Source organism: Teichococcus aerophilus, assembly GCF_014490485.1.
Taxonomy (GTDB): domain Bacteria; phylum Pseudomonadota; class Alphaproteobacteria; order Acetobacterales; family Acetobacteraceae; genus Pseudoroseomonas; species Pseudoroseomonas aerophila.
In genome coordinates this window covers 37279-59491 of sequence record NZ_JACTVA010000034.1, presented here as the reverse complement: position 1 = coordinate 59491, position 22213 = coordinate 37279, and the positions used below count along the sequence as shown (strand labels likewise).

General features: G+C 68.7%; 23 protein-coding genes. 19 read left to right on the top strand and 4 right to left on the bottom strand.

Features of this window, described 5'->3' with window-relative positions; translation table 11 throughout:
* Window positions 1-245: 245 nt before the first annotated feature.
* Together IBL26_RS17110 and IBL26_RS17105 are read left to right on the top strand one after the other, a co-directional pair.
* A complete protein-coding gene (locus IBL26_RS17110) occupies window positions 246-1001 on the top strand; it encodes a 2-keto-4-pentenoate hydratase (RefSeq protein ID WP_187785718.1) in 756 nt (251 codons plus the stop codon).
* Window positions 1002-1156: 155 nt separating this feature from the next.
* Entirely contained in the window at window positions 1157-1537 is a 381-nt protein-coding gene (locus IBL26_RS17105; protein ID WP_187785717.1) for a VOC family protein, read from the top strand.
* 73 nt (window positions 1538-1610) lie between these two features.
* Here IBL26_RS17105 and nikR read toward each other — a convergent pair whose 3' ends face one another.
* A complete protein-coding gene (gene nikR, locus IBL26_RS17100; protein WP_187785716.1) occupies window positions 1611-2048 on the bottom strand; it encodes a nickel-responsive transcriptional regulator NikR in 438 nt (145 codons plus the stop codon).
* Window positions 2049-2169: 121 nt separating this feature from the next.
* Between nikR and nikA the strand changes: the two genes are divergently transcribed.
* The 10 genes from nikA (at window position 2170) to IBL26_RS17050 (ending at window position 11887) form a co-directional block, all read left to right on the top strand.
* Window positions 2170-3735, top strand: coding sequence for a nickel ABC transporter substrate-binding protein (nikA, locus tag IBL26_RS17095; RefSeq protein ID WP_241749488.1), 1566 nt, complete (start codon window positions 2170-2172; stop codon window positions 3733-3735).
* Window positions 3736-3738: 3 nt separating this feature from the next.
* Window positions 3739-4680 carry a nickel ABC transporter permease subunit NikB gene (gene nikB / locus IBL26_RS17090; RefSeq protein ID WP_187785714.1) on the top strand — a complete coding sequence of 314 codons (942 nt, stop codon included), beginning with the start codon at window positions 3739-3741 and terminating at the stop codon, window positions 4678-4680.
* Complete coding sequence (gene nikC / locus IBL26_RS17085) at window positions 4677-5483, top strand: nickel ABC transporter permease subunit NikC (RefSeq protein ID WP_187785713.1); 807 nt, start codon at window positions 4677-4679, stop codon at window positions 5481-5483. Before nikB ends, nikC begins: the two co-directional genes overlap by 4 nt.
* Window positions 5480-6256: an ATP-binding cassette domain-containing protein gene (locus IBL26_RS17080; protein ID WP_187785712.1), complete on the top strand. Its 777-nt coding sequence runs from the start codon at window positions 5480-5482 to the stop codon at window positions 6254-6256. The genes nikC and IBL26_RS17080 overlap by 4 nt, the downstream gene beginning before the upstream one ends.
* On the top strand, window positions 6253-7068 hold the full coding sequence (locus tag IBL26_RS17075) for an ABC transporter ATP-binding protein (RefSeq protein ID WP_187785711.1): 816 nt from the start codon (window positions 6253-6255) through the stop codon (window positions 7066-7068). Before IBL26_RS17080 ends, IBL26_RS17075 begins: the two co-directional genes overlap by 4 nt.
* Before the next feature lie 68 nt (window positions 7069-7136).
* Complete coding sequence (locus IBL26_RS17070; protein ID WP_367615457.1) at window positions 7137-8177, top strand: aldo/keto reductase; 1041 nt, start codon at window positions 7137-7139, stop codon at window positions 8175-8177.
* 4 nt (window positions 8178-8181) lie between these two features.
* Window positions 8182-9021, top strand: coding sequence for an amidohydrolase family protein (locus IBL26_RS17065; protein ID WP_187785710.1), 840 nt, complete (start codon window positions 8182-8184; stop codon window positions 9019-9021).
* A 3-nt stretch (window positions 9022-9024) separates the two neighbouring features.
* Window positions 9025-9474, top strand: coding sequence for an RbsD/FucU family protein (locus IBL26_RS17060; RefSeq protein ID WP_187785709.1), 450 nt, complete (start codon window positions 9025-9027; stop codon window positions 9472-9474).
* Window positions 9475-9585: 111 nt separating this feature from the next.
* Window positions 9586-10785, top strand: coding sequence for an AAA family ATPase (locus tag IBL26_RS17055; RefSeq protein WP_187785708.1), 1200 nt, complete (start codon window positions 9586-9588; stop codon window positions 10783-10785).
* 10 nt (window positions 10786-10795) lie between these two features.
* A complete protein-coding gene (locus IBL26_RS17050; RefSeq protein WP_194443623.1) occupies window positions 10796-11887 on the top strand; it encodes a ParB/RepB/Spo0J family partition protein in 1092 nt (363 codons plus the stop codon).
* 34 nt (window positions 11888-11921) lie between these two features.
* Here IBL26_RS17050 and IBL26_RS17045 read toward each other — a convergent pair whose 3' ends face one another.
* Both IBL26_RS17045 and IBL26_RS17040 read right to left on the bottom strand, forming a co-directional pair.
* Window positions 11922-12719, bottom strand: a complete 798-nt coding sequence (locus IBL26_RS17045) for an SDR family oxidoreductase (RefSeq protein ID WP_187785707.1) — start codon at window positions 12717-12719, stop codon at window positions 11922-11924.
* 117 nt (window positions 12720-12836) lie between these two features.
* On the bottom strand, window positions 12837-13664 hold the full coding sequence (locus IBL26_RS17040) for an ornithine lipid ester-linked acyl 2-hydroxylase OlsC (protein ID WP_367615456.1): 828 nt from the start codon (window positions 13662-13664) through the stop codon (window positions 12837-12839).
* 344 nt (window positions 13665-14008) lie between these two features.
* On the opposite strand from IBL26_RS17040, the gene IBL26_RS17035 reads away from it, so the two are divergent.
* From IBL26_RS17035 to IBL26_RS17015, 5 genes are all read left to right on the top strand, one after another.
* Window positions 14009-14515, top strand: a complete 507-nt coding sequence (locus IBL26_RS17035; RefSeq protein ID WP_187785706.1) for a hypothetical protein — start codon at window positions 14009-14011, stop codon at window positions 14513-14515.
* Between the two features lie 71 nt (window positions 14516-14586).
* A complete protein-coding gene (locus tag IBL26_RS17030) occupies window positions 14587-15417 on the top strand; it encodes a BKACE family enzyme (protein ID WP_187785705.1) in 831 nt (276 codons plus the stop codon).
* Window positions 15414-16772: a class-II fumarase/aspartase family protein gene (locus IBL26_RS17025; protein WP_187785704.1), complete on the top strand. Its 1359-nt coding sequence runs from the start codon at window positions 15414-15416 to the stop codon at window positions 16770-16772. The genes IBL26_RS17030 and IBL26_RS17025 overlap by 4 nt, the downstream gene beginning before the upstream one ends.
* A 65-nt stretch (window positions 16773-16837) precedes the next feature.
* The gene (locus IBL26_RS17020; protein WP_241749486.1) at window positions 16838-17293 is read left to right on the top strand and encodes a MarR family winged helix-turn-helix transcriptional regulator; all 456 of its coding nucleotides are present in this window, start codon (window positions 16838-16840) and stop codon (window positions 17291-17293) included.
* 111 nt (window positions 17294-17404) lie between these two features.
* A complete protein-coding gene (locus IBL26_RS17015) occupies window positions 17405-18718 on the top strand; it encodes an ArgE/DapE family deacylase (protein ID WP_187785703.1) in 1314 nt (437 codons plus the stop codon).
* A gap of 25 nt (window positions 18719-18743) precedes the next feature.
* On the opposite strand, the gene IBL26_RS17010 is transcribed toward IBL26_RS17015, so the two are convergent.
* Window positions 18744-19367 carry a TetR/AcrR family transcriptional regulator gene (locus IBL26_RS17010; protein WP_187785702.1) on the bottom strand — a complete coding sequence of 208 codons (624 nt, stop codon included), beginning with the start codon at window positions 19365-19367 and terminating at the stop codon, window positions 18744-18746.
* Between the two features lie 96 nt (window positions 19368-19463).
* Between IBL26_RS17010 and IBL26_RS17005 the strand changes: the two genes are divergently transcribed.
* Both IBL26_RS17005 and tkt read left to right on the top strand, forming a co-directional pair.
* Window positions 19464-20009 (top strand): hypothetical protein, encoded by a 546-nt coding sequence (locus IBL26_RS17005; protein ID WP_187785701.1) that lies wholly within the window; start codon window positions 19464-19466, stop codon window positions 20007-20009.
* Window positions 20010-20107: 98 nt separating this feature from the next.
* Window positions 20108-22168 carry a transketolase gene (tkt, locus tag IBL26_RS17000; protein WP_187785700.1) on the top strand — a complete coding sequence of 687 codons (2061 nt, stop codon included), beginning with the start codon at window positions 20108-20110 and terminating at the stop codon, window positions 22166-22168.
* The last annotated feature ends 45 nt before the right edge of the window (window positions 22169-22213 follow it).

Below are 22213 nucleotides of genomic sequence, written 5' to 3'. Positions count from 1 at the left end.
CGGAACTGCTGCGCCGCGCCGCCGCCAAGGGCCTGCGCCGGCCCACTCCCGAAGCCCTCAACTTCGCCATCTGAGGCGCGATCGTCACAGGTTAGAGCAGCCTGGGGCTTGAAGCACGCGGGAAGCGGCGCCCCGGAAGGACTTGGCGAACAGGCCTTGGCACGCGTTTCGTAACGGCCGGGGGCTGGCCTGCGCCTGCTGGCCGGTCCACAAATGCGGGACAGCATTCCTGGAGGAAATCCCGCATGGCCACCGATATCGCCGCCGCCGCCGAAGCGCTACTGAAGGCGCGCCGCGACCGCGTCTGGCTGGACGCGCTGCCGGAAGGCGCCCGCCCCGCCAATCTGGAGGAAGCCACGGCCGTGCAGCAGCGTGTGGCTGAGGCGCGCGGGCCGGTCGGTGGTTTCAAGGTGGGGGCCGCCAACCCGCAGGCCGTGCCCGGCGTGGCGCCGCTGAACACCGTGGACCTGATCATGACGCCCGGCCCGGTCGCGGCCAGCCGCTTCCACGTTGTCGGCATCGAGGCCGAGATCGCCTACCTGATCGGCCGTGACCTGCCGTTGCGCGATACGCCCTACACGCGGGAAGAGGTGTTGGACGCAGTGGAAAGCCTGCATCCGGTGATCGAGCTCGTCGATACCCGCTTCACCCGCCTGGGCGTGACGGAACCGATGAGCCACGTCGCCGACCAGATGAATCATGGCGCGCTGGTGGTCGGGCCCGCTCTGGCCGACTGGCGCAAGATCGATCCGGTGAACCAGCCGGTGCGGCTTTCCTTCAACGACAAGACGGTGGTGGACCATGTGGGCGGCAACACCGCCGGCGATCCGGTCCGCCTGCTGCAGTGGCTGGCCGATACCGGGGCGCGGGCCTATGGCGGCCTCGTCGCCGGCATGGTCGTCACGACCGGCAGCTGCACCGGTATGCTGATGATCGAGCCGGGCACCCGCGTGAAGGCCGAATTCCCAGGCCTCGGCACCGTCGAAGTCGCGGTTGAGTGACAGGGTGCGGGTATGGCGGCCATAGGCTGCCGTACCTGCCGGCGTGCCGGCTCAGGCGCCGGTACGGCCCGCGATGAAGCCCGGTGGCCGCCACGACCGGCCATTCCGAACGTCCGGCCCGGCCTCGGCCCGGCCACTACCAACAGGGAACTTCCATGACCGAATTCACCTTCGACCATTTCCATCTGCGCAGCCCGGACCCTGAGGCCGCCGCTGCCTTCTACGTGGACTGCCTGGGCGCCGAGATCCGCGACCGCGTGATGAATGGCGAGGCGCTGCGCGTGGTGATGAATCTGGGCGGCGTGGCGATGTTCATCGAGCAGGTGCCCGCCAGCACCCCGGCCGCGCAGGCGACGCCGCATCAGGGCCTGGAGCATATCGGCCTGAAGGTGACGGACCTTGCCGCCACGGCCGCCGCGCTGAAGGCCAAGGGCGTGCGCTTCACCATGGAGCCGAAATCGCCGAAGCCGGGGCTGAGCATCGCCTTTCTGGCGGCGCCGGATGGCGTGATGGTGGAATTGCTGCAGCGGGGCTGACGCCGCCGGGCCGGGGAGGTTCCTTCCCGGCCCTGCTTCCCGCAAGGCCCGCCAACAGGCCTGCTGGTTTCGACTACTCTGCCTCGGGCTCTGCCGTGGCGTGATGCCCGTGATGCGCCGTGTGCCCTGCATCGATCATCAGCAGCCTGCCGTGCCGCACGCCACGTTCGGCAATCACGGCCTCGCCGAAGCCACGCACCTGGGTGGCGTCGCCTTTCAGCACCGTGACTTCCATGCAGTTCTCGTGGTCGAGATGCACATGCATCGTCGCGACGGAAAGGTCGTGGTGGTCGTGGAAGCTGCTGGTCAGGCGCTGGGAGAGGTCGCGCCGCGCGTGGTCGTACACATAGGCCAGGGCGGCGACGCAGGGCCCTTCCCGCCTTCGTTCCTCTGCGGCTTCGCGCAGCCCGGCGCGCGCCAGGTCACGGATGGCTTCGGAGCGGTTCTGGTAGCCAAGAGCATCGATCTCGGCCAGCAGCGTGTCGTCCAAGGTGATGGTGATGCGCTGCATGCGGCCTCCTCGCGGGTCTGGGCTGGACAGGGCGGCGTACCCAGTATGATATTTGACCTCAGACATCACACTGATGGTCCCGCTGACGGTCCCTTGGCGGCCCCGCCATATGGAGACGCCCTTGCTGCGCCGGTCCCTGCTTGCCACCGCCACCCTAGCCTGGATGCCGCAGCCCGTCAGCCGCCCGCGCGCCGCCACGGCCGCGGCGCGCAGCCTGACCTTCTCCTGGCCCGTCAATGCCGGGCCGCTGGACCCGCACGGCTACTCGGCGAATCAGATGTACGCGCAGTCGATGCTGTACGAGCCGCTGGTGCGCTACGTGGAAGGTGGCGGCATCCAGCCAGCCCTGGCTACGGCCTGGCGGCAGGAAGGCCGGGACTGGGTGTTCACGTTGCGCCGGGGCGTGCGCTTCTCGGACGGTACGCCGTTCGATGCGGCTGCCGTGGTGGCGAATATCCGTGCAGTGCTGGGCCGGCGGCAGAACCATGCCTGGCTGGACCTCGTCGCGCAGATCGAGGATGCGGAGGCGGTGGATGCCGGCACGGTCCGGCTGCGGCTGGCGCACGCCTATTATCCCGCGCTGCCGGAACTGGCGCTGATCCGGCCTTTGCGCTTCGCCTCCCCTGCCGTGCTGCGGCCGGAAGGCGGTGTCTCCGCCCCCGTCGGCACCGGCCCTTGGGTGCTGGCCGAGACGGTGTGGGGGGAGCGGGACGTCTTCACCCGCAACACGCTGTATTGGGGTGAGGCCCCGGCGTTGGAGCGTGTGGTGGTGAAGGTAGTGGCCGATGCCAACACCCGGGCCCTGACGCTGGAGACCGGCGAGATTGATCTGACCTACGGTACCGACCAGCTGGACGGCGATACCTTCCGCCGCTTCGCGACCGACCCGCGCTTTACCACTGCTGTCTCCCCGCCGCTGGCGACGCGGATGCTGGCGGTGAATTCCGGCCGCTCCCCCACCGCGGAGCTGGCGGTGCGCCAGGCCATCCAGCACGGGGTGGACCGTGAGGCGCTGGTCCGCCACGTGCTGCTGGACGCCGAGCCGGCGGCGCAGACGCTGTTTGCCCCGAACTTCCCCTACACCGATCTCGGCCTGCCGCCCTTCGGGTTTGACCGCGCACGGGCGGAGGCCTTGCTGGAGGAAGCCGGCTGGGTCCGGGCCGCCCAGCGGGGCGGTAGCCGCCGCAAGCAGGGCCAGGAGCTGGCCTTCGACCTGTGCTTCGTCGGCAGCGATGCCCTGCAGAAGGCCCTGGCCGAGGCGATCCAGGGTGACCTGGCGCGCATCGGCATGGCGGTGCGGCTGCTGGGCGAGGATGCGGCCACCTTCTACGGCCGCCAGCGTTCCGGCGAGTTCGGCATGATCTTCGCCGACACCTGGGGCGCGCCCTACGACCCGCATGCCTTTCTGGGCTCGATGCGGCAGCCCGCCCATGCCGACTACCAGGCCCAGCGCGGCCTGCCGATGAAGGCGGAGATCGACCGCCGCATCGGCGCCGTGCTGGTCTCGACCGAGGAGGAGCATCGTGCGGCGGAGTACCGCTGGCTGCTGACGACGCTGCACGAGCAGGCGGTGTACTTGCCGGTATCCTTCCTCACCAACAAGCTTGTTTACCGCAAGGGTTTCGGCACCGTGCCGTTCGGGGACACGCGTTACGAGATTCCCTTCGCGCAGATGCGCCGGGGCTGAGCGGTGCTGGGCTTTGCCGTGCGGCGGCTGCTGACCCTGGTACCGTTGCTGCTGATCGTCTCCCTGGTGTTCTTCCTGATGCTGCGGCTGGGGCGGGGTGATCCGGCGCTGGATTATCTGCGCCTGTCGCAATTGCCGCCCACCGATGACGCACTGGCCCTGGCGCGGGAGCAGCTTGGCCTCGACCAGCCTTTGGCCGCGCAATATTGGAGTTGGCTGTCCGGCGCGCTGCGGCTGGATCTCGGCCGGTCCTGGAGCACGGGGCGGCCGGTGCTGGAGGAGGTGCTGCACTTCCTGCCCGCCAGCCTGCAACTGGCGGGTACGGCGTTGCTGCTGGTGGTGCTGGTCGGGCTGCCGCTGGGCCTGCTGGCCGCGCTGTACCGGGACCGCTGGCCCGACCACCTGACCCGAGCCATCGCCTTCCTTGGCGTATCGCTGCCGAATTTCTGGCTGGGCTTCCTGCTGGTGCTGCTGTTCTCCGTGCAACTGGGCTGGCTGCCGGCCATGGGGCGGGACGGGCCTGCCAGCATCATCATGCCGGCCGTGGCGACTGCCACCATGTCCGCCTGCGTGACGCTGCGCCTGATGCGCAGCGCCGTGCTGGGCGTGCTGGGGGAGCGACACCTGGTGTTCGCGCGGGCGCGCGGCCTGCCGCGGCGGACCATCCTCGGCCGGCATGTTGTGCTGAATGCAATGATCCCCCCCCTCACCGCCCTGGGCCTGCATGTGGGTGAGTTGCTGGGCGGGGCGATGGTGGTGGAGATGGTGTTCGCCTGGCCGGGGCTGGGGCGATATGCGCTGTTGGCCATCACCAATCGGGACTTCCCCGTCCTGCAGGGCTTCGTGCTGGTGATGACGCTGGTCTTCGTGCTGTGCAATCTGTTGGTGGACCTTGCCTATGCCTGGGTGGACCCGCGCATCCGCTTCGGGGCGCGCGCGGCATGAAGGTGCGTCTGGCGCTGTTGCTGGTAGCGGTTCTGCTGGGCGCCGCGGTGTTCGCGCCCTGGCTGGCACCGTTCGACCCGGCGGAGACCAGCCTGGCGAGCCGCCTGCTGCCGCCTTCCGCCCTGCACTGGCTGGGTACGGACCATCTGGGCCGCGACGTACTCTCCCGCCTGCTGTGGGGCGCGCGGGCCTCCATGGGCGCCGTGGCGATCATCCTGGCGCTGGTGTTGGCGCTGGGCTCGCTGGTGGGCGCCACGGCCGGACTGCTCGGCGGGGTGGTGGACGCGATGCTGATGCGCGTGGCCGATGCCTTCATGACGGTGCCGACCCTGGTGCTCGCGCTGTTCTTCATAGGCGCGCTGGGGACCGGCCTGACCAACGTCGTCATCGCCATCACACTCTCTCACTGGGCCTGGTATGCGCGGCTGGTGCGTGGGCTGACGCTCTCCCTTCGGGCCAGGGACTATGTGGCGGCCGCGCGGGTGGCAGGTGCATCGCGGCTGGACGTGGCCCGCCGGCACGTGCTGCCGGCCGTGGGCGGACAGCTGGCGGTCCTGGCCAGCCTGGATCTGGGGCACTGGATGCTGCATGTCGCGGGGCTGTCCTTCCTGGGGCTGGGCCTGGCGGCCCCGGCGGCGGAATGGGGCATCATGATCAACGACGCCCGCCCGTTTTTTCGCGTGGCGCCGATGCTGGTGCTGCTGCCAGGCGCTGCCATCCTGCTGACGGTGCTGGCGTTCAATCTGCTGGGTGATGCGTTGCGGGACCGGTTGGACCCGGCGCTGCAAGGCCACGCGCATTGAGCACGCTGGCTATCCAGGGACTGTGTGTCAGCGCCGGCGCGACGCCGTTGGTGCGGGATGTCTCCTTACAGCTGGCACGCGGCCGCGTGCTGGGGCTGGTGGGGACCAGCGGCGGCGGCAAGAGCCTGACGGTGTTGGCCATGTTGGGGCTGCTGCCGCCGGCCCTGCGCCAGACCGGCGGACAGGTGCTGCGCGACGGCGCGGTGCTGGCGGCGCAACAGGTTGCGGCCCTGCGGGGCGCGGTGGTCGGGCTGGTACAGCAATCGCCCCGCGCCTGCTTCAACCCCCTGGTGACCATCGGCCGTCATTTCGCCGAGACGCTGGCGGCGCACGGATTGGCGCGACGAGCGGCGGCGGACCGGGCGGCGGGGCTACTGGCTGAAGTCGGTTTCGCTGACCCGGCGGCCGTCCTGGCTTCCTATGCGTTCCAGCTCAGCGGCGGGATGTTGCAACGGGTCATGCTGGCGTTGGCCCTGTGCCGGGACCCCGATTTTCTGCTGGCGGACGAGCCGACGACCGACCTGGACCTGGCCGTCCAGGCGCAGATCCTGGCCTTGCTGGAACAGATGGTGGCCCAGCGTGGCATCGGGGTGTTGCTGGTGACGCATGACCTCTCCGTCATCGCGCGGCTGGCTGACGATGTGGCGGTGATGCAGGGCGGCCGCATCGTTGAGCAGCGGGACGTTGTCGGGCTGTTCGAAGCGCCGTGCCATCCGGCCACCCAGGCGCTGCTCCGCACGCATTTTGCCCTGTATGGTGAGGCGACGGAATGAGCCTGCTGCGGCTGAAGGGCGTGGAGAAGACCTACCGGGCAGGCGGCTGGTTCGCCCGGCGGCCGCCGGTGGCCGTGCTGCGTGGTGGCGAGTTGCACATCGAGGCGGGCGAATGCGTCGCGCTGCTGGGGCAGACCGGCTCTGGCAAGTCTACGCTGGGGCGTATCCTGCTGGGGCTGGAGCAGCCGGATGCCGGCACGGTAAACTTCGATGGGCTTCCCTTGCTGGACGAGGCCGGCCGCATGGCCCCCGCGATACGGCCACAGATCCAGGCGGTGTTCCAGGACCCGCATGGGGCCACCAGTCCCCGCTTCAGCGCCTTTGACGTTGTGGCCGAGCCGCTGCGCTACCTGGGAATGTCCGGTGCCGCGCTGCGACTGCGGGTGGAGGAACTGGTGCTGGCAGTCGGGCTTGAGCCCACGGAACTCGGCCGGCTGGCGCATCGGTTCAGCGGCGGCCAGCTGCAGCGCCTGTGCATCGCCCGCGCCCTGGCCCCTGCCCCGCGTCTGGTGTTGCTGGATGAGGCGGTGAGCAGCCTGGATCTGGAAACCCAGGCGCACATCCTCCGCCTGTTGGCAGGGCTGCGGCATACCACTGGCGTCGCCTATCTGTTCATCACCCACGACATGCGCCTGCTGCGCGGCTTCGCCGACCGCTGCTACGTCATGCAGGATGGCCGTCCGCTGGAAGTACCCGAGCCCTTCGGGGCTGGCGCGGTGCCCCCTGCCCTGGCGGCGCTGCGGGCCGCTATTCTGCCCTCCAGGCCGAAGCTGCGGACGCCGCAGGGAGCGCCTCAAGACGCCATGGCCTGAGGGGCGAACTCCCCTCCCCTTCCCCGAAGCCGGCATGATAGCCTTCTGAAAAGCAGGAGGAACGCCGCGTGACCGTTCAGCGCAGCATGCCATCGCGCACCTTGGGCAGGACAGGATTGCAGGTCTCGGCCATCGGCTTCGGCGCAGCACCGCTTGGCGACCTGTATGCCAGGCTGGATGATGCGACGGCCATCGCCACGGTGGAGGCCGCCGGCGCCGCTGGCATCACCTTGTTCGATACCTCCCCCCACTACGGTAACGGGCTGGCCGAGCACCGCTGCGGCACCGCCCTGCGGCGCATGGCACGGGACAGCATCGTCCTCTCCACCAAGGTTGGGCGCCGGATGGTGCCGGGAGCGCCGGTGGAGAGGACAAGCCAGGACGCCATTTCCCCCGGTTTCGCTGGAGGGCTGCCGCATAAGGCGGTGTTCGACTACTCCTATGACGGCACGCTCCGCGCCGTGGAGCAGTCCTTGCTACGGCTGGGGACGGACCGGATCGACCTGCTGCTGATCCACGATGTCGATGTCTGGACCCATGGCGATGCGCTGGAACAGCGCTTCCGCGAGGCGATGGAAGGTGCCTACCCGGCGCTGGAGCGGCTGCGGGCGGAGGGCGTCGTGAAGGGTATCGGCCTTGGAGTGAACGAGGCCGAAATGTGCGTGCGTTTCGCCGAGGCAGGCGATTTCGACACCATGCTGCTGGCCGGGCGCTATTCCCTGTTGGAGCAGCCGGCACTGGACGTGTTCCTGCCGCTGGCGCTGCGGAAGGGTATCGGCGTCATGATGGGCGGGGTGTTCAATTCCGGCATCCTGGCGACCGGGGCCGTGGCGGGCGCCCGGTATAACTACGCCGCGCCGCCCGAGCCGGTGATGGAGAAGGTGCGGCGGATCGAGGCTATCTGCGCCCGGCACCACGTGCCGCTCGCCCACGCCGCGCTGCGATTCCCGCTGGGGCATCCGGCCGTGTCCTCCGTCGTGCTGGGCGCGGTCAGTCCGGCGGAGGTGGAGCGTAACCTGCAGGCGCTGGACACGGTGATACCGGCGGCCTTGTGGGGGGAGCTGAAGGCTGCGGGCTTGCTGGCGGCGCATGCGCCGATACCGGGATAGTGCCATGCGGATCGATGCACACCAGCATTTCTGGCATTTGCAGCGGGGCGATTACGGTTGGCTGACGCCTGAGCTTGCCGCCATCTACCGCGACTTCCAGCCACCTGACCTGAAGCCGCTGCTGGACCAACAGGGGATTGGCGGCACCATCCTGGTCCAGGCCGCGCCAACCGTGGCGGAGACCCGATACATGCTGGGTCTGGCGCGAGAGACGCCCTGGGTGCGGGGCGTGGTCGGCTGGGTGCCGCTGGATGCGGAAGAGGCGCGCAGCATGGTCGGGGAGCTGGCCACGGACCCGCTGCTGGTCGGCCTGCGGCCGATGCTGCATGACCTTTCCGATGAGGCATGGGTTCTGCGCCCCGACGTCGCGGTAGGGCTGACGGCGATGCAGGAGCATGGCCTGGTGCTGGACGCCCTGGTCCGGCCGCAGCATCTGCCGCACATCCGCCGATTACTGGAACGGCACCCGGACCTGAAGGTGGTGATCGACCACGCGGCAAAGCCGGCCATCGGCCAGGGTGGGTTCCAAGGCTGGGCCGAGGATATGGCAGCGATTGCTGGTGCGAGCCAGGCGTGCTGCAAGCTTTCCGGCCTGCTGACCGAGGCTGGGCCTGGGACGGACGCTGCGGCGTTGCGACCTTACGTGGAGCACTTGCTCGCAGTGTTTGGGCCTAAGCGGCTGCTTTGGGGCAGCGACTGGCCCGTGCTGACCCTGGCGGCGCCTTACGCCGACTGGTGGGCAGTGACGCAGCAGCTCCTCTCTCCGCTAGAAGAGGCGGAGAGGGATGCCATTCTCGGAGGCAACGCACAAAGCTTGTATCTTTCCAGCCGTGGGAGGCACTGAGCCATGCTGAAGCACATCGACCCTCTGCTCACGCCTGACCTGCTCTGGGTCCTGGCCGCCATGGGGCATGGAGATGACTTGGCGCTGGTGGACGCAAACTTCCCGGCTGAGGCGGTTGCCAGGGCCACATCTTCTGGCCGCCTGCTGCGGCTTCCTGGATTGAGGATGGGCGCTGTGGCGCGAGCTATCCTGTCCGTCCTCCCCCTGGACGACTTTGTGCCGGACCCGGTGCGGTGCATGCAGGTGGTCGGCGATCCGACCTCCGTTCCACCCGTGCAGCAGGAGATGCGGGACATCATCCGCCACGCCGCTGGCCCTGGCGCCGCGCTGCATGGCCTGGAACGGTTCGCCTTCTACGAGGCATCCCGCCAGGCCTTCGCCGTGGTACAGGTGGGAGACGCCCGTTCCTATGGCGACTTCCTGTTTCGCAAGGGCGCCATCGCCGGTCTCTAGCCACTCCCGGCATCCAGTTGGATGCATCCAACTGGATGGCCCGGCGCAGCATTGTTCCCTTTTCTCCCCGCATAGGTTAACAGGACCGAGGAATGCGGATGAGGTGCGAGAGTGGATCAGCTGGCGGCCTTCCGGAACGTTGCCGAGGTTCTGCGTGCTGCCCAGCGCGTGGCCATCGAAGTCGAGAACGCGCCGGAGAAGCGGAAAACCCTCCGCAGCTTCTCCCTGTCTGAGAGCGCGGGCTTGCTCGGCGTGCCGCCGGCCGACCTGCGGGCGTTGGTGCGGGCCAGGTTCCCCAACCTCGCCCCCGCCAGCCGGAGCCGGCTGAGCTTCGATCAGCTTGGTACCTTGCGCGAGGTCCTGCCGGTCAGCGCTTCGCCCGGGGAACGAGCCCGCCGCAAACGCCGTAAGGGCGAGGAGGCGCCGGCGCGGATCGTATTCACCAACTTCAAGGGCGGCTCGGCCAAGACCACCAGCAGCGTGCACTTCGCGCAGTTCATGGCATTGGCGGGGTATCGCGTTCTGTTCGTGGACCTCGACAGCCAGGGCAGTGCCACCGCCCAGTTCGGCTTCGACCCCGCTTATGAGGCTGGGCTGGACCAGAGCTTCGCGGCCTGGACCGCCGCGCGCGCTGAGGGCCGGATCGATAGTCTGGATGTCGCCGCACTGTGCCGGCGGACCTACTGGCCCACCATCGATCTGGTTCCGGCGGGCGCAGCGCTTTCCGCGGCGGAAGAGGCGCTTGCGAAGCGCGCCGCTTCCGCCGAGGCAGAGGAAACGCTGTATTTCGATGAATTCAACGCGTTCCTGGCGGCACTGCCGACGCGCTATGATATTGTGGTGGTCGATACCCGGCCCGACGTGAACATGCTGATGACCACGGCTTTGCATGCCGCGACCGGCATTGTCGTGCCCACGCGTGCCACCATGACGGACCTGGCCTCCACCGGCGAGTTCTTCGCCCATCTGGCCAGCTACATGGCGGAATTCGCCAAGGCTTTCGGCGCCGGGCTGCAGCCGGCCTTCACCCGCATCCTGATCACGGATTTCGACCCGACGGATCGTAGTCAGGAAGCCCTGTTTTCCTTGGCGCGGGACCGCTTCGGCAAGATGGTGCTGCCGGAACCCTTCCTGCATTCGCGCATCCTCGGCACCGCCGGCCTGGGGAAGGAAACGCTGTACGAGTATGAGCCGACGACCGACCGTGCCGCCTGCCAGCGCGCGCTGAACAGCATCAACGCCGTGAACCGGCTGATCGAGCGTGATGTCCTGGCCGCCTGGACCAAGGCGTCTTCGGCCAAGCGGAACTGAGGAGATAGCCATGAGCCCACCTTCCGCCTCCCGCTTCACGCAACTCGCCAAAGCCATGCGGGAGCGGAGTGGGGACGCCGCCCCGGCCGCAGCCAAGCCCGCCGCCTTGCACAAACCCTCCTCGGCCCTGGGCACGGTGAGCGAGAGCCTGAAGGAACGCATCCAGCGGTTGGAGCAGTCCCTGGCCCATGCCGACCAGCGGGGCGAGAACCTGGAGCAGGAACTGACCCAGGCGAAGGCCCTGGCGGTCCAGGCCGGCAGCGATGCCGATGAGTTCCTGTTCCTCAGCCCGGACCTGATCACTGACTCCCTGCCGCGGGATCGCATGCGTCCCGCCTTCGAAGGCGCCGAGTTTGACGCGCTGCTGGAGGATATTCGCGCCAACGGCCAGAACGACCCCGTCACGCTGCGCCGGGCGGAGGAGGGGCGGTTCGAGATCGCCGCCGGCCGCCGCCGCCTGGAAGCTTGCCGCGCCCTGGGCCGCAGCGTGCTGGCCCGCGTTCGGCCGCTGGATGATGCCGCCATGCTGCGCATCCAGTTCTCTGAGAATGAGCGGCGGGAGGACATCTCGGCGCTGGAGCGTGCGCGCTGGTTCGCGGAGGTGAAAGGTCGGCTGAACATCCAGGCCAAGGATGTCGCGGCCCAGTTCGGCCTGGACCCCTCCACCTTGAGCCTCTACCTGCGCCTGGCGCGGTTTCCGTCGGAGATCATGGAGCGCCTGCGCGATCCCCGCCGCCTGGCGGTTCTGCGTGCCCGCCGGGTGATGGAGGCGCTGGACGCGGACCCGCTGGCCTTCCAGCGCATCGTCGATGCCCTGGACGCCCAGAAGGACCCTGACCCGGACGAGCAGGTCGATACCCTGATGCGTGCGGCGGAGGGGAGGGAGGTCAAGCGCAACGCCGCCCGCGCCACGCCGCCGGACCGCCGGCACATTGTGCATGACGGCCAGCGGATCGGCACGCTGACGCGCAATGGTGGCCAGTGGATGTTCCGCTTCGCGACCTCGATCTCCGAGGACATCATCCACGCCATTGCGGACCGGCTACCGGAGTTGATGCCCCCCGCCCAGGCACGCCCGAGGAAGGGCGCGGCCAAGGAGTGAGACGCCGCGCCCTGTGGGGGTCAGGGCGGCTTCTTCAGCCGTTATCCTCGAAGCCGGGATACAGCGTCATGCCGCCATCCACGAACAGCGTGGCGCCGACGACGTAATCCGCCATGTCGGATGCCAGGAACAGGGCCGCTTTCGCCACGTCCTCCGCTTCACCGATCCGCTGATACGGGATCAGCTTCAGTAGCTTTTTCGCGGCGTCTCCCTGGGTCGCCTCGGTATTGATGGCGGTGCGGATGGCGCCGGGGGCAATGGCGTTTACCCGGATGCGCTCGCCGGCCACTTCCTGCGCCAGGCTCTTCATCAACAGCGAAACGCCGCCCTTGGAAGCCGCATAGTTCACATGCCCGGCCCATGGGATCACTTCGTGCACCGAGCTCATGCACAGGATCTTGCCGTGGGCGCGGGAGACGCCGCGGTCACCTTGTGCACGGAATTGCTTAAGTGCGGCGCGCGCGCACAGGAACTGCCCGGTCAGGTTGGTATCCAGCACCTGTTGCCACTGCTGCAGCGACATGTCGCCGATCCTGGCATCCTTCTGGATGCCGGAATTCGCCACCAGGATATCAACGGCGCCAAAGGTCTCGACCGCCTGGGCGAACATCGCCTCCACGGCGTCTTCCTGGGCCACGTCCGCCTGCACCGCGATCGCCCGGCCGCCGCTTCCGATAATCTGGCGAACCACTTCCTCGGCGCCTTCGCGGCCGGAGCGGTAATTGACCACCACGGAGGCGCCCGCCTGGCCGAACAGCAGCGCGATGCCGCGCCCGAGGCCAGAGCTCCCGCCGGTGACCATGGCGACCTGGCCATCCAACCTGCATTCCATCGGCTGAGCTCCCCTCGGGTTACCGCAGCATAATCGCTGGGCCCGGAATAGGTTGTCAGCCGCCCACAGGAATGGAAGGGCGGGGGAAGATGGAGGGGGAGGGGGCTGCCCCTGGTATCAGCGCGGGCGGTTCCGGATGGCTTCGGCCTGGGCGTAGAACTTCTTTTCCCAGGCCTTATGGTTGTCGAGCCCCTCGCGGATGAAGGGGGTGAAGACCGCCATGTTCAGCAGCAGCCAGTTCACCAGCCGGGCGGGGAAGCGCAGCGGCTTCACGAAATCCACGAACAGCACCACGCGGGTATGCTCCGTGTGGTTCCAGGCCTCATGCTCATAGGCGTCGTCGAAGATCAGTGCCTTGCCTTCTTCCCAATGGCAGACCTGCTGGTCGACGCGGATGGCCAGCTTGTCACGTGGCTCCGGCACGATCAGGCCCAGATGCAGTCGCAGAACGCCGTTGTAAGGGCCGCGATGGGCCGGGAGATGCTTGCCGGGCTCGAAGATCGAGAACATCGCTGTCTTCAGGCCGGGGATCTTCTGGACGATCCGCCAGGTTTCCGGACACTGCTGAATATTGGCCTGGGAGGACAGGCCGTAGCCGGTCAGGAAGAAGGTCTTCCAGCGCGTATCGGCGCTGATGGTGGCCACGTCGGTGGAGATGTCATGGAAGCTCGGCAGCTCTTCCTGCCGCAGCAGCACCTTGTCCAACTCCGCCCGGATCAGCGGCCATTCCTTCTCGATCTCCGTCGCCCAGGGAAATACCGCGTTGTCGTAGACAGGAGGATTGCCGAGCTTGGCATGCCGCAGGTTGAGCCGCTCCGCCCAGGAGACGATGGACATGAAGAAACGCACCAGGCGGCTCTCGCCACCCATCGGGGCAATGCCGGCGGTGCCGAAACTCTGCTGGGCGTCCGTCGCGGCCGCGGTGTCCTGGCGATGCTGTTGCACTCAACTCTATCCTTATGTCAGTGCGCTCGATTGCCGACCGAGTCCCGTCAACCGACCTAACTCAGCATGGGGCGGCAGGGAGATCGAGGCGGCAATTCGTGATGATCGGGCAGCCTCTCCAGTCACGTTTCTGCGACTGACTCGCACCCTCGTCGCCCCGATTGGTACTTTCCCTTTTCTTTACAGAACCTTGATCAAACTTCCAATATGACAAATCCAATAAGCTCGGCGGCAAGGCTCATCAGGGCCGCAAGTTAATGAGAACGACTTGCAATCGCAATTGAGTGGAGTGCATTCTTTGGCCCCCGGCGCCGCGTGTCGGCCCATGCCCGGAGCGCACCGCCTTGCCCTATTGCCGTCCCGCCGAGTCCGTCGCGGCGCTGCCACTGGCGGAGCACGCCGTGCTCTGGTGCATGCGGCTCTGGGTGGACCAGGTCCGCCTTGGCGGACACCCCGGCGCACGTATCGCACAGGTCTTCGAGGATCTCGGCGTAGAGGGCGGCGGCCGTCGGCTAGAGGCCTGCCTGGCCTTGTGGCATCGGGGCGCCGGCCGCCTGCCCCGCGTCCATTGCTTGGGGGACCGGGTGGTGGGGGAGGAAGAGGCCCTGTTGCTGGACGCCATTGCCCTGCAGCAACGGCAGGGCACCGCCGAGGCTGTGGCGCTGCTCTCCTGCATCATGCCGCACCTCATGGCATTGCAGGCTCTGCCAGCCCTGGCCGGGATCGCCCAGGCGTTGGAGGCGAGGGGCCTGTGGCTGGCGCGCCGCCCGGCGGTGCAGCAACCGCCGTGGTTGCGTTGCTTCCCCGCCATGCCCGGCCCTGGCAGCCTGCATCCCGCCAACGGGCACTAACACGGGGCTCTTGCAGCGGCGGGGGGAACGGTGTCTTTCAGCTGGGTGGAGCCTGAGGGAAGAAGCACGCCATGAAGCCCGTTGTCATTGCCGTGGCGATCACCGGTTCGGTGCCGCGCAAGAAGGACAACCCCGCCGTGCCGGTCACCCCGGCCGAGCAGGTGGAATCCACCCACGCGGCGTTCGAGGCCGGCGCCAGCCTGGTCCATATCCATGTGCGCAATCCGGATGAAAGCTCCTCCTCCGATCCCGCCCTGTTCGCGCAGGTGCAGGAAGGGGTGAAGCGGCATTGCCCGGGCATGATCGTGCAGTTCTCCACCGGCGGCCGGGGGCGGGACCCCTCGTCCCGTGGCTCGTCGCTGAGCCTGCGGCCGGACATGGCCTCGCTGTCCACCGGCTCGGTCAACTTTCCCACCATTGTCTATGAGAACCCCACCTCCCTGGTCGAACAGCTGGCGACCGGCATGCGTGATCATGCGGTACTGCCGGAGATCGAGATCTTCGACCTGTCCCACCTGCATGCTGCCCGAAGGCTGGTAGAGACCGGGCTGATGCACGACCGGCCGCATGTCCAGTTCGTCATGGGCGTGAAGAACGCCATGCCGGCCGAGGAACACCTGCTGGACCTGCTACTGGGCGAATTGCGCCGGGTGCTGCCCAACGCGACCTGGACCGCCGCCGGCATCGGCCGCACCCAATCCACCGTGATGGAATGGGCCCTGGCCCGTGGCGCCGACGGCGTGCGGACCGGTCTGGAGGACAACATCCGCATCACGCGGGACCGCCTGGCCGCGAGCAACGCGGAACTGGTGGGCCTGGCGGCGGAGGCGGTGCGCCGCCACGGCCGGCAGGTTGCAACGGCTACGGAAGCCCGGGCGCTGCTGGGGCTGCGCGCCCAGTGACGTTCGCCGCGCTTGATTCCGCCCTCCTCGGCCCCCTCTCCGCAACCGAGGAAATGCGGGCGGTCTTCGCCGACGAAGCGAGGCTGCGCGCCATGCTGACGGTCGAGGCCGCGTTGGCGCGCGCGCAGGCCGGGCTCGGCCTGGTGCCCGCCACGCTGCCGGCGGCGATCGCGGCCACGGCGCCGCTGGATGCTGCCGCCATCGGCCGCCGCACCGCCCTTTCCGCCGTCCCCACCATTCCCTTCGTGAAGGATGTGCAGGAGCAACTTCCGGCGGAGCTGGAACGCGCCTTCCACAAGGGCGCCACCACCCAGGACATCATGGACACCGCCCTGGTGCTGCAACTGCGCCCGGCGCTGGACCTGGTGGCGGCGGAGCTGGACGCCATCCTGGCCGGGCTGTCCCGGCTGGCGGCGGCGCACCGGGCCACGCCCTGCGTCGGCCGCACCTACGCGCAGCACGCGGCGCCGCTGACCTTCGGCTACAAGGTCGCAGTCTGGCTGGCTGGCGTGTCCGAGGTCGCGGAACGCCTGCCGGAGATCCGCCGCCGGGTCCTGGTCGCCTCCCTGGCGGGGCCGGTCGGCACCCTGGCCGCGCTTGGCAAGGACGGGCCGGCGGTGCTGGAGGCCTTCGCGGCCGAGCTCGGCCTCGGCAGCACCAGCATCGCCTGGCACACCCGCCGGGCCCGGATGGCCGAGACCGGGGCGTGGCTGGCGACCGTGCTGGGCGCCGTGGCGAAGATGGCCACCGACATCGCGCATCTCTGCTCCACGGAAGTGGGGGAGGTGGCGGAACCCTACATTCCTGGCCGTGGCGGTTCCTCCGCCATGCCGCACAAGCGGAACCCGGTGTCCTGCACGGTCATCCTGGCGGCGCAGGCGGCCTCACGCGGCTATGCCGGCATCCTGGCCGATTCCATGGTCGCGCTGCATGAGCGCCCCGCCGGGGCATGGCACGCCGAGTGGCACGCATTGCCGCCGCTGTTCGGCCTGGTCTCCGGCGCTCTGCGAGAGGCCCGTGGATTGGCGGAAGGCCTGACGGTGGATGCGGAACGTATGCGCGCCAATATCGACCTGACGCAGGGGCTGCTCTTCGCTGATGCCGCAGCATCTCGCCTGGGCGGTACGATGGGGCGCGAAGCCGCCCACGCCCTGGTCGAACACGCGGCCGGCGAGGTCCGCCGCAGCGGCCGGCCGCTGCGCGCGGTGCTGGAGGCCATGCCCGAAGCGCAGGGCGTGGCACTGGACCCGGCCTTCGACCTGACCCCCTCCATCGCCGCCGCCGGCCCCTGGGTGGACCGCGCCATCCAGGAGGCCGATGCCGTCCGCGCCCTGCTCGCCACGCCGGCAGGCTGAGCCGGCCATGCCTCGGACAGCGTGGCCACCGGGCGCTTGACACAACCAGTTGATATCAACATTTCATGCTCATGCCTGACACTGCTGCCTTGGTTCCATTCGAGACGACACTGCTGGTGCGCGATACCTGCCTGTGCCTGCACGTGCAGCGGGCGGCCCGCGCGCTGGCACGGCGCTTCGACGACGCGTTGCGGCCGTTCGATCTGACGAACGGCCAGTTCTCCCTGCTCATGTCGCTCAACCGGCCGCACCCGCCCGGCATGGCGCCGGTGGCCCAGCTGCTGGCGATGGATCGCACCACACTGACGGCGAACCTGAAGCCGCTGGAGCGCCGTGGCCTGGTGAGGGTGCAGGTGGACGAAGCCGACCGCCGCAGCCGCCTGCTGATCCTGACGCAGGAGGGGCGGGCGCTGCTGGCCGCCGCGGTGCCGACCTGGAAGTCCACGCATGCGGAGGTCGAGCGCGCCTTGCCGGGGGCCGATCCAGGCCGATTGCGGGCCGACCTGATCGCCCTGGGCTGAGGCCGCCCCTGCCGCGAATCTTGCCCCGGGGTGATTCCCCCTGCCGCCATCACGTTCTAGGCTCGGGCAGGGCCGGGACGAGCCGGCTGGATCGTGAGGAGGATGCGCGGCATGGCGGATGAAACTGGCGGCACGGACATGATGGCCCGCCTGCGGCGCGCGGTGGAGGCGGGCCACGAGCAGCAAGTGGCCTTCCTGGCGGAGATGGTGCGCTTCCCCAGCCTGCGCGGCCAGGAAGCCCCGTTGCAGGACTGGATCGCCCATCAGCTCGCCGCCCGTGGCTATGCCGTGGACCGCTTCACCCTGGCCGACGTGCCGCTGACGGCGCACCCGAAGGCCAGCCCGATGGTCGAGGTTGACCCCGCCGGCAGCGTGCAGGTCGCCGCCATGCACCGTGCCGCGACGCCCGGCGGCCGCAGCCTGATCCTGCAAGGCCATATCGACGTGGTGCCGACCGGCCCGCACGAGATGTGGACCTACCCGCCCTTCTCCGCGACCATCCGCGACGGCTGGATGTACGGGCGCGGCGCCTACGACATGAAGGCCGGTGTCTCCTGCATGATCTTCGCGCTGGACGCGCTGCGCGCGGCGGGGCTGGAGCCGGCGGCGGATGTCTGCGTGCAGACCGTGACGGAGGAGGAGAGCACCGGCAACGGCGCGCTGGCGACCCTGCTGCGCGGGTACCGAGCCGATGCATGCTTCATCCCGGAATCGACCGGCCAGACACTGACGCGGGCGCAGAGCGGCGCGTTGTGGTTCCGCCTGCGGGTGCTGGGCTCGCCGGTGCATGTCATGGTGGCGCAGGCCGGCAGCAACGCCATCCTCTCCGCCTGCGACATGATCCGTGCCCTGCAGGAACACACGGTTGCCTTGAACGCAGCCGCCCGCAGCGACCCCTGGTTCGGCGAGGTGCAGGACCCGATCAAGTTCAACCCCGGTGTCATCCGCGGCGGGGACTGGGCCAGCAGCACACCGGCCTGGTGCGAGGTCGATTGCCGCATCGGCCTGCTGCCGGGTGCCGAGGTGGCCGATGCCAAGGCGGGCGTGGAACAGGCCATCCGCACCGCCGCCCAACGCGACCCGTTCCTGGCCAATAACCCGCCCGCCATCGAGTGGATCGGCTTCGAGGCCGATGGCGCGGTGCTGGAGCCGGGTGGCGAGGCGGAACAATTGCTGGCGCGCATCCACCAGCAGCTGCATGGCAAGCCGGTACCCACGCGGTTGAGCACCGCCGTCAACGATACCCGGTTCTACAGCCTGTATTACGACATCGCGGCGCTCTGCTACGGGCCGGACGGCGAAGGGCCGCACGCCTTCGATGAGCGCGTGCGCCTGGACAGCCTGAAGGAGACGACGCTGGCGATGGCTCTGTTCATCGCGGAATGGTGCGGCGTGGTGCCGCTGCGCCAGCAGAAGGCCGCCTGAACGACCCATGCCGCCACCTGGGTAATCAGGTGGCGGCGCTGGCCCGCAGCCCGGTGGCGATGGCCCGCACCATCCGCTGCAACTCGGCCCGGATCAGCGGTAGGGGCGTGGGCACCAGCTTCTCTTCCAGCCCCAGCAGCACGATGCCATGCACGGCGGAGAACAGCGTGCGTGCCAGCGGCGGCAGTGCTTCCGCCGCCATCCTGGGGCAAAGCGCCGCCAGCAATTCCTCCAGCCGGCGGAACATCGGCAATTGCCGTTCCTGGTACCAGAGCGGCTTCGGCTGCCCGCCGGCGATGCGGTGGGCGAAGAGTGAATCCCAGCGTGCTCGGTTGGCCAAAGCGAAATCCAGATAGGCTTCCGCCAGTTCCTCCATCCGCCGCGCCGCACCGTCTGGACCGGGGGAGGGCGGCGGCAAGGCGGCCAGGGCCTCGTTGATGGCATCCAGCGTGCGCGCATTCGCCGCCAGGATCAGCGCGTCGATATCCGGGTAGGCGGTGTAGATCGCCCCCACGGCACAGCCGGCCTGCCTCGCCAGGTCCCGGGCCCGTAGAGCGCCGATACCCTCTGTCGCCAGGATCTGTTCCGCCACGAGGAGGAGCCGCTCCCGCAAAGCTTGCTGGCGTGGCGAAGCCTCGGCCGTGCTCACGGCAGAAGATTTCTATGAACGACGTTCAAAACGCTCTTGAACAATGTTCAGATACCTTTCAAGGTGCTGTCTGTGAACATCGTTCAGGAGGCGCCGATGCTCAAGACCCTATTAACGCTCTGGCGTCGGAAATACGCAGTGGCGACGCCTGTGCCCGGTACGGGTTACGCCCTGGCCATGCTCGACCTTCAATTACGGGAAGCGACCGCGCGCCTACCGGCGACGCGCCGGATCCTCGTTACGGCCCAGGCCGGTGAGGCCATCGAGACACGGCGTCTTGAGGAGCTCGAACGGAAAATCCGGAGGCAGGAGGCGCATCTTCTGCAGCGTCTGGGCGGGCGCGGCGGTGCCGCTGCCCAGGCCGTCATCGTCGCCAGGATGGAGCAGGAACGGCGCGAAGCACTGCGGCGCCTGCAAGTGCTGCGTGCCGATGTGGCGAGGCTGAGGCAGGGCATCGCAGCCGACGAAGCCAGGATCGACGAACTGTACCGGTGCCGCCGGTTGGCAGAGGCGGCCCCCGCGGCGCGCACGCCGACGCCAGGGGTAAAGAGGCCAGCCTTCATCCCAACGGGCTTTGGATTGGTAATCCCGCAGCGTCGTGACGCTGTCGAACGGCGGCTTGGAATTAAAATTCTGTTTTGACGAAAATCCGGCAATGTGTTTCCATTCATGAAACACGAATAACCGCAGCGTCCCGCCCAGGAGGGTCGGAGCGCCGCGGGCTTAACGAGGAAATGTCCATGCCTGACCACGCCGCACCCAGCATCCGTGCCACGCGCGATGTCGCCGACGCACAGCGGGGCAGCGCGCCGGATACGGCGAGCCTGCGCCTGATGGCCAACGCCATCCGCGCTCTCAGCATGGACGCCATCGAGCATGCGGCTTCCGGCCATCCCGGCCTGCCGCTGGGCATGGCGGATGTGGCGGCGGTGCTGTACGGCCGCTTCATCAAGGCCGACTCGCAGCAGCCGCACTGGCCGGACCGGGACCGCTTCGTGCTCTCGGCCGGCCATGGCTCCATGTTGCTCTACGCGCTGCTGCACCTGATGGGTCATCAGGATATGTCCATCGCGGACCTCAAGGCCTTCCGCCAACTGGGTGCCCGCGCCGCCGGCCACCCGGAATACGGCCATGCCACCGGCATCGAGACCACCACCGGGCCGCTGGGCCAGGGCCTGGCCACCGCCATCGGAATGGCGATGGCCGAGCGGATGCAGGCCGCCCATTACGGCGACGCGCTGGTCGACCATCGCACCTGGGTGCTCGCCTCGGATGGAGACCTGATGGAAGGGGTCAGCCAGGAAGCCATCACCCTGGCCGGACGCCTAGGCCTGGGCCGGCTGATCGTCCTGTTCGACGACAACGATATTTCTATCGATGGCAATATCGGCCTCGTCGACGCGACCGACCAGATCGCCCGCTTCGACGCCTCCGCCTGGCACACGCAGCGGGTGGACGGGCACGACCATGAAGCCGTCGCCCACGCTATCGAGGCCGCGCTGGCCGACCCGCGCCCCAGCCTGATCGCTTGCCGGACCGTGATCGGGCTCGGCGCGCCGACCAAGCAGGGCACGCCGGCCGCACATTCCTCGCCGCTTGGCACCAAGGAAGTCGAGGGGGTACGCGCCCATTTCGGCTGGACCGCGGCACCGTTCGAGATTCCCGCCGATGCCCGTGCGGCCTGGGACGCCGCCGCCACCCGCGCCCGCGCCGCGCGCACGGCCTGGCAGGCGCGGCTGGATGCCGCCGCGCCGGAGACCAAGGCCGCCTTCCTGGCTGCCGTGAGCAATGACCGCCCGGCTGGCCTGGATGCCGCCATCGCCACGGCGAAGCAGCGCTTCCTGGCCAACCCGAAGAATATGGCTGTCCGCAAGGCGTCCGAAGCGGTGCTGGAGGCGCTGGTGCCGGCCATCCCCGAGATTGTCACCGGCTCGGCCGACCTGACCTCCGCCAACTTCACCAAAATCCCGGGCTTCGAGCCGATTTCGGCCGACGACTTCTCCGGCCGCTACGTCTATTGGGGCATCCGCGAGCATGCCATGGCCGCCGCGATGAACGGCATGGTGCTGCATGGTGGCATGATTCCGGCCAGCGGTACCTTCCTCGCCTTTTCCGACTATTGCCGCCCGGCGCTGCGTCTGGCGGCCCTGATGGGCGTCGGCTCCATCCATGTGATGACGCATGACTCCATCGGCCTGGGCGAGGACGGCCCGACCCACCAGCCGGTGGAGCATCTGGCCGCCCTGCGCGCCATTCCCAACCTGCTGCTGCTGCGCCCGGCCGATGGCATCGAGGCCGCCGAATGCTGGCAGATCGCCATCGAGGAACGCCGCCGCCCCTCCGTGATGGCGCTGTGCCGCCAGGAAGTGCCGCCGGTGCGGCTGGACGAGACGACCGAGAACCGCTCTGCCCGCGGCGCCTATGAACTGGCGGCCGCGCAGGGCAAGGCGCAGGCGACGATCTTCGCCACGGGCTCGGAAGTGCACATCGCCCTGGCGGGCCGCGACCTGCTGCGGGCGGCAGGGATCGAGGCGCGCGTCGTCTCCATCCCCAGCTTCGAGCTGTTCGCTGAGCAGAGCAGGGAATACCAGGATTCGGTGATCGGCGACGCGCCGGCCAAGGTCGCCGTCGAGGCCGCCATCCGCCAAGGCTGGGACGCCATCATCGGCCGCCATGGCGGTTTCGTCGGCATGCACGGCTTCGGCGCCAGCGGCAAGCCGGCCGACCTTTACAACCACTTCGGCATCACGCCGGAAGCGGTGCGCGACGCGGTGCGGCAGCAACTCTCCGCCCACGCCTGACGACCCCGCCCGCACGGGCGGACAACGAAAAAACAAATGGGGGAA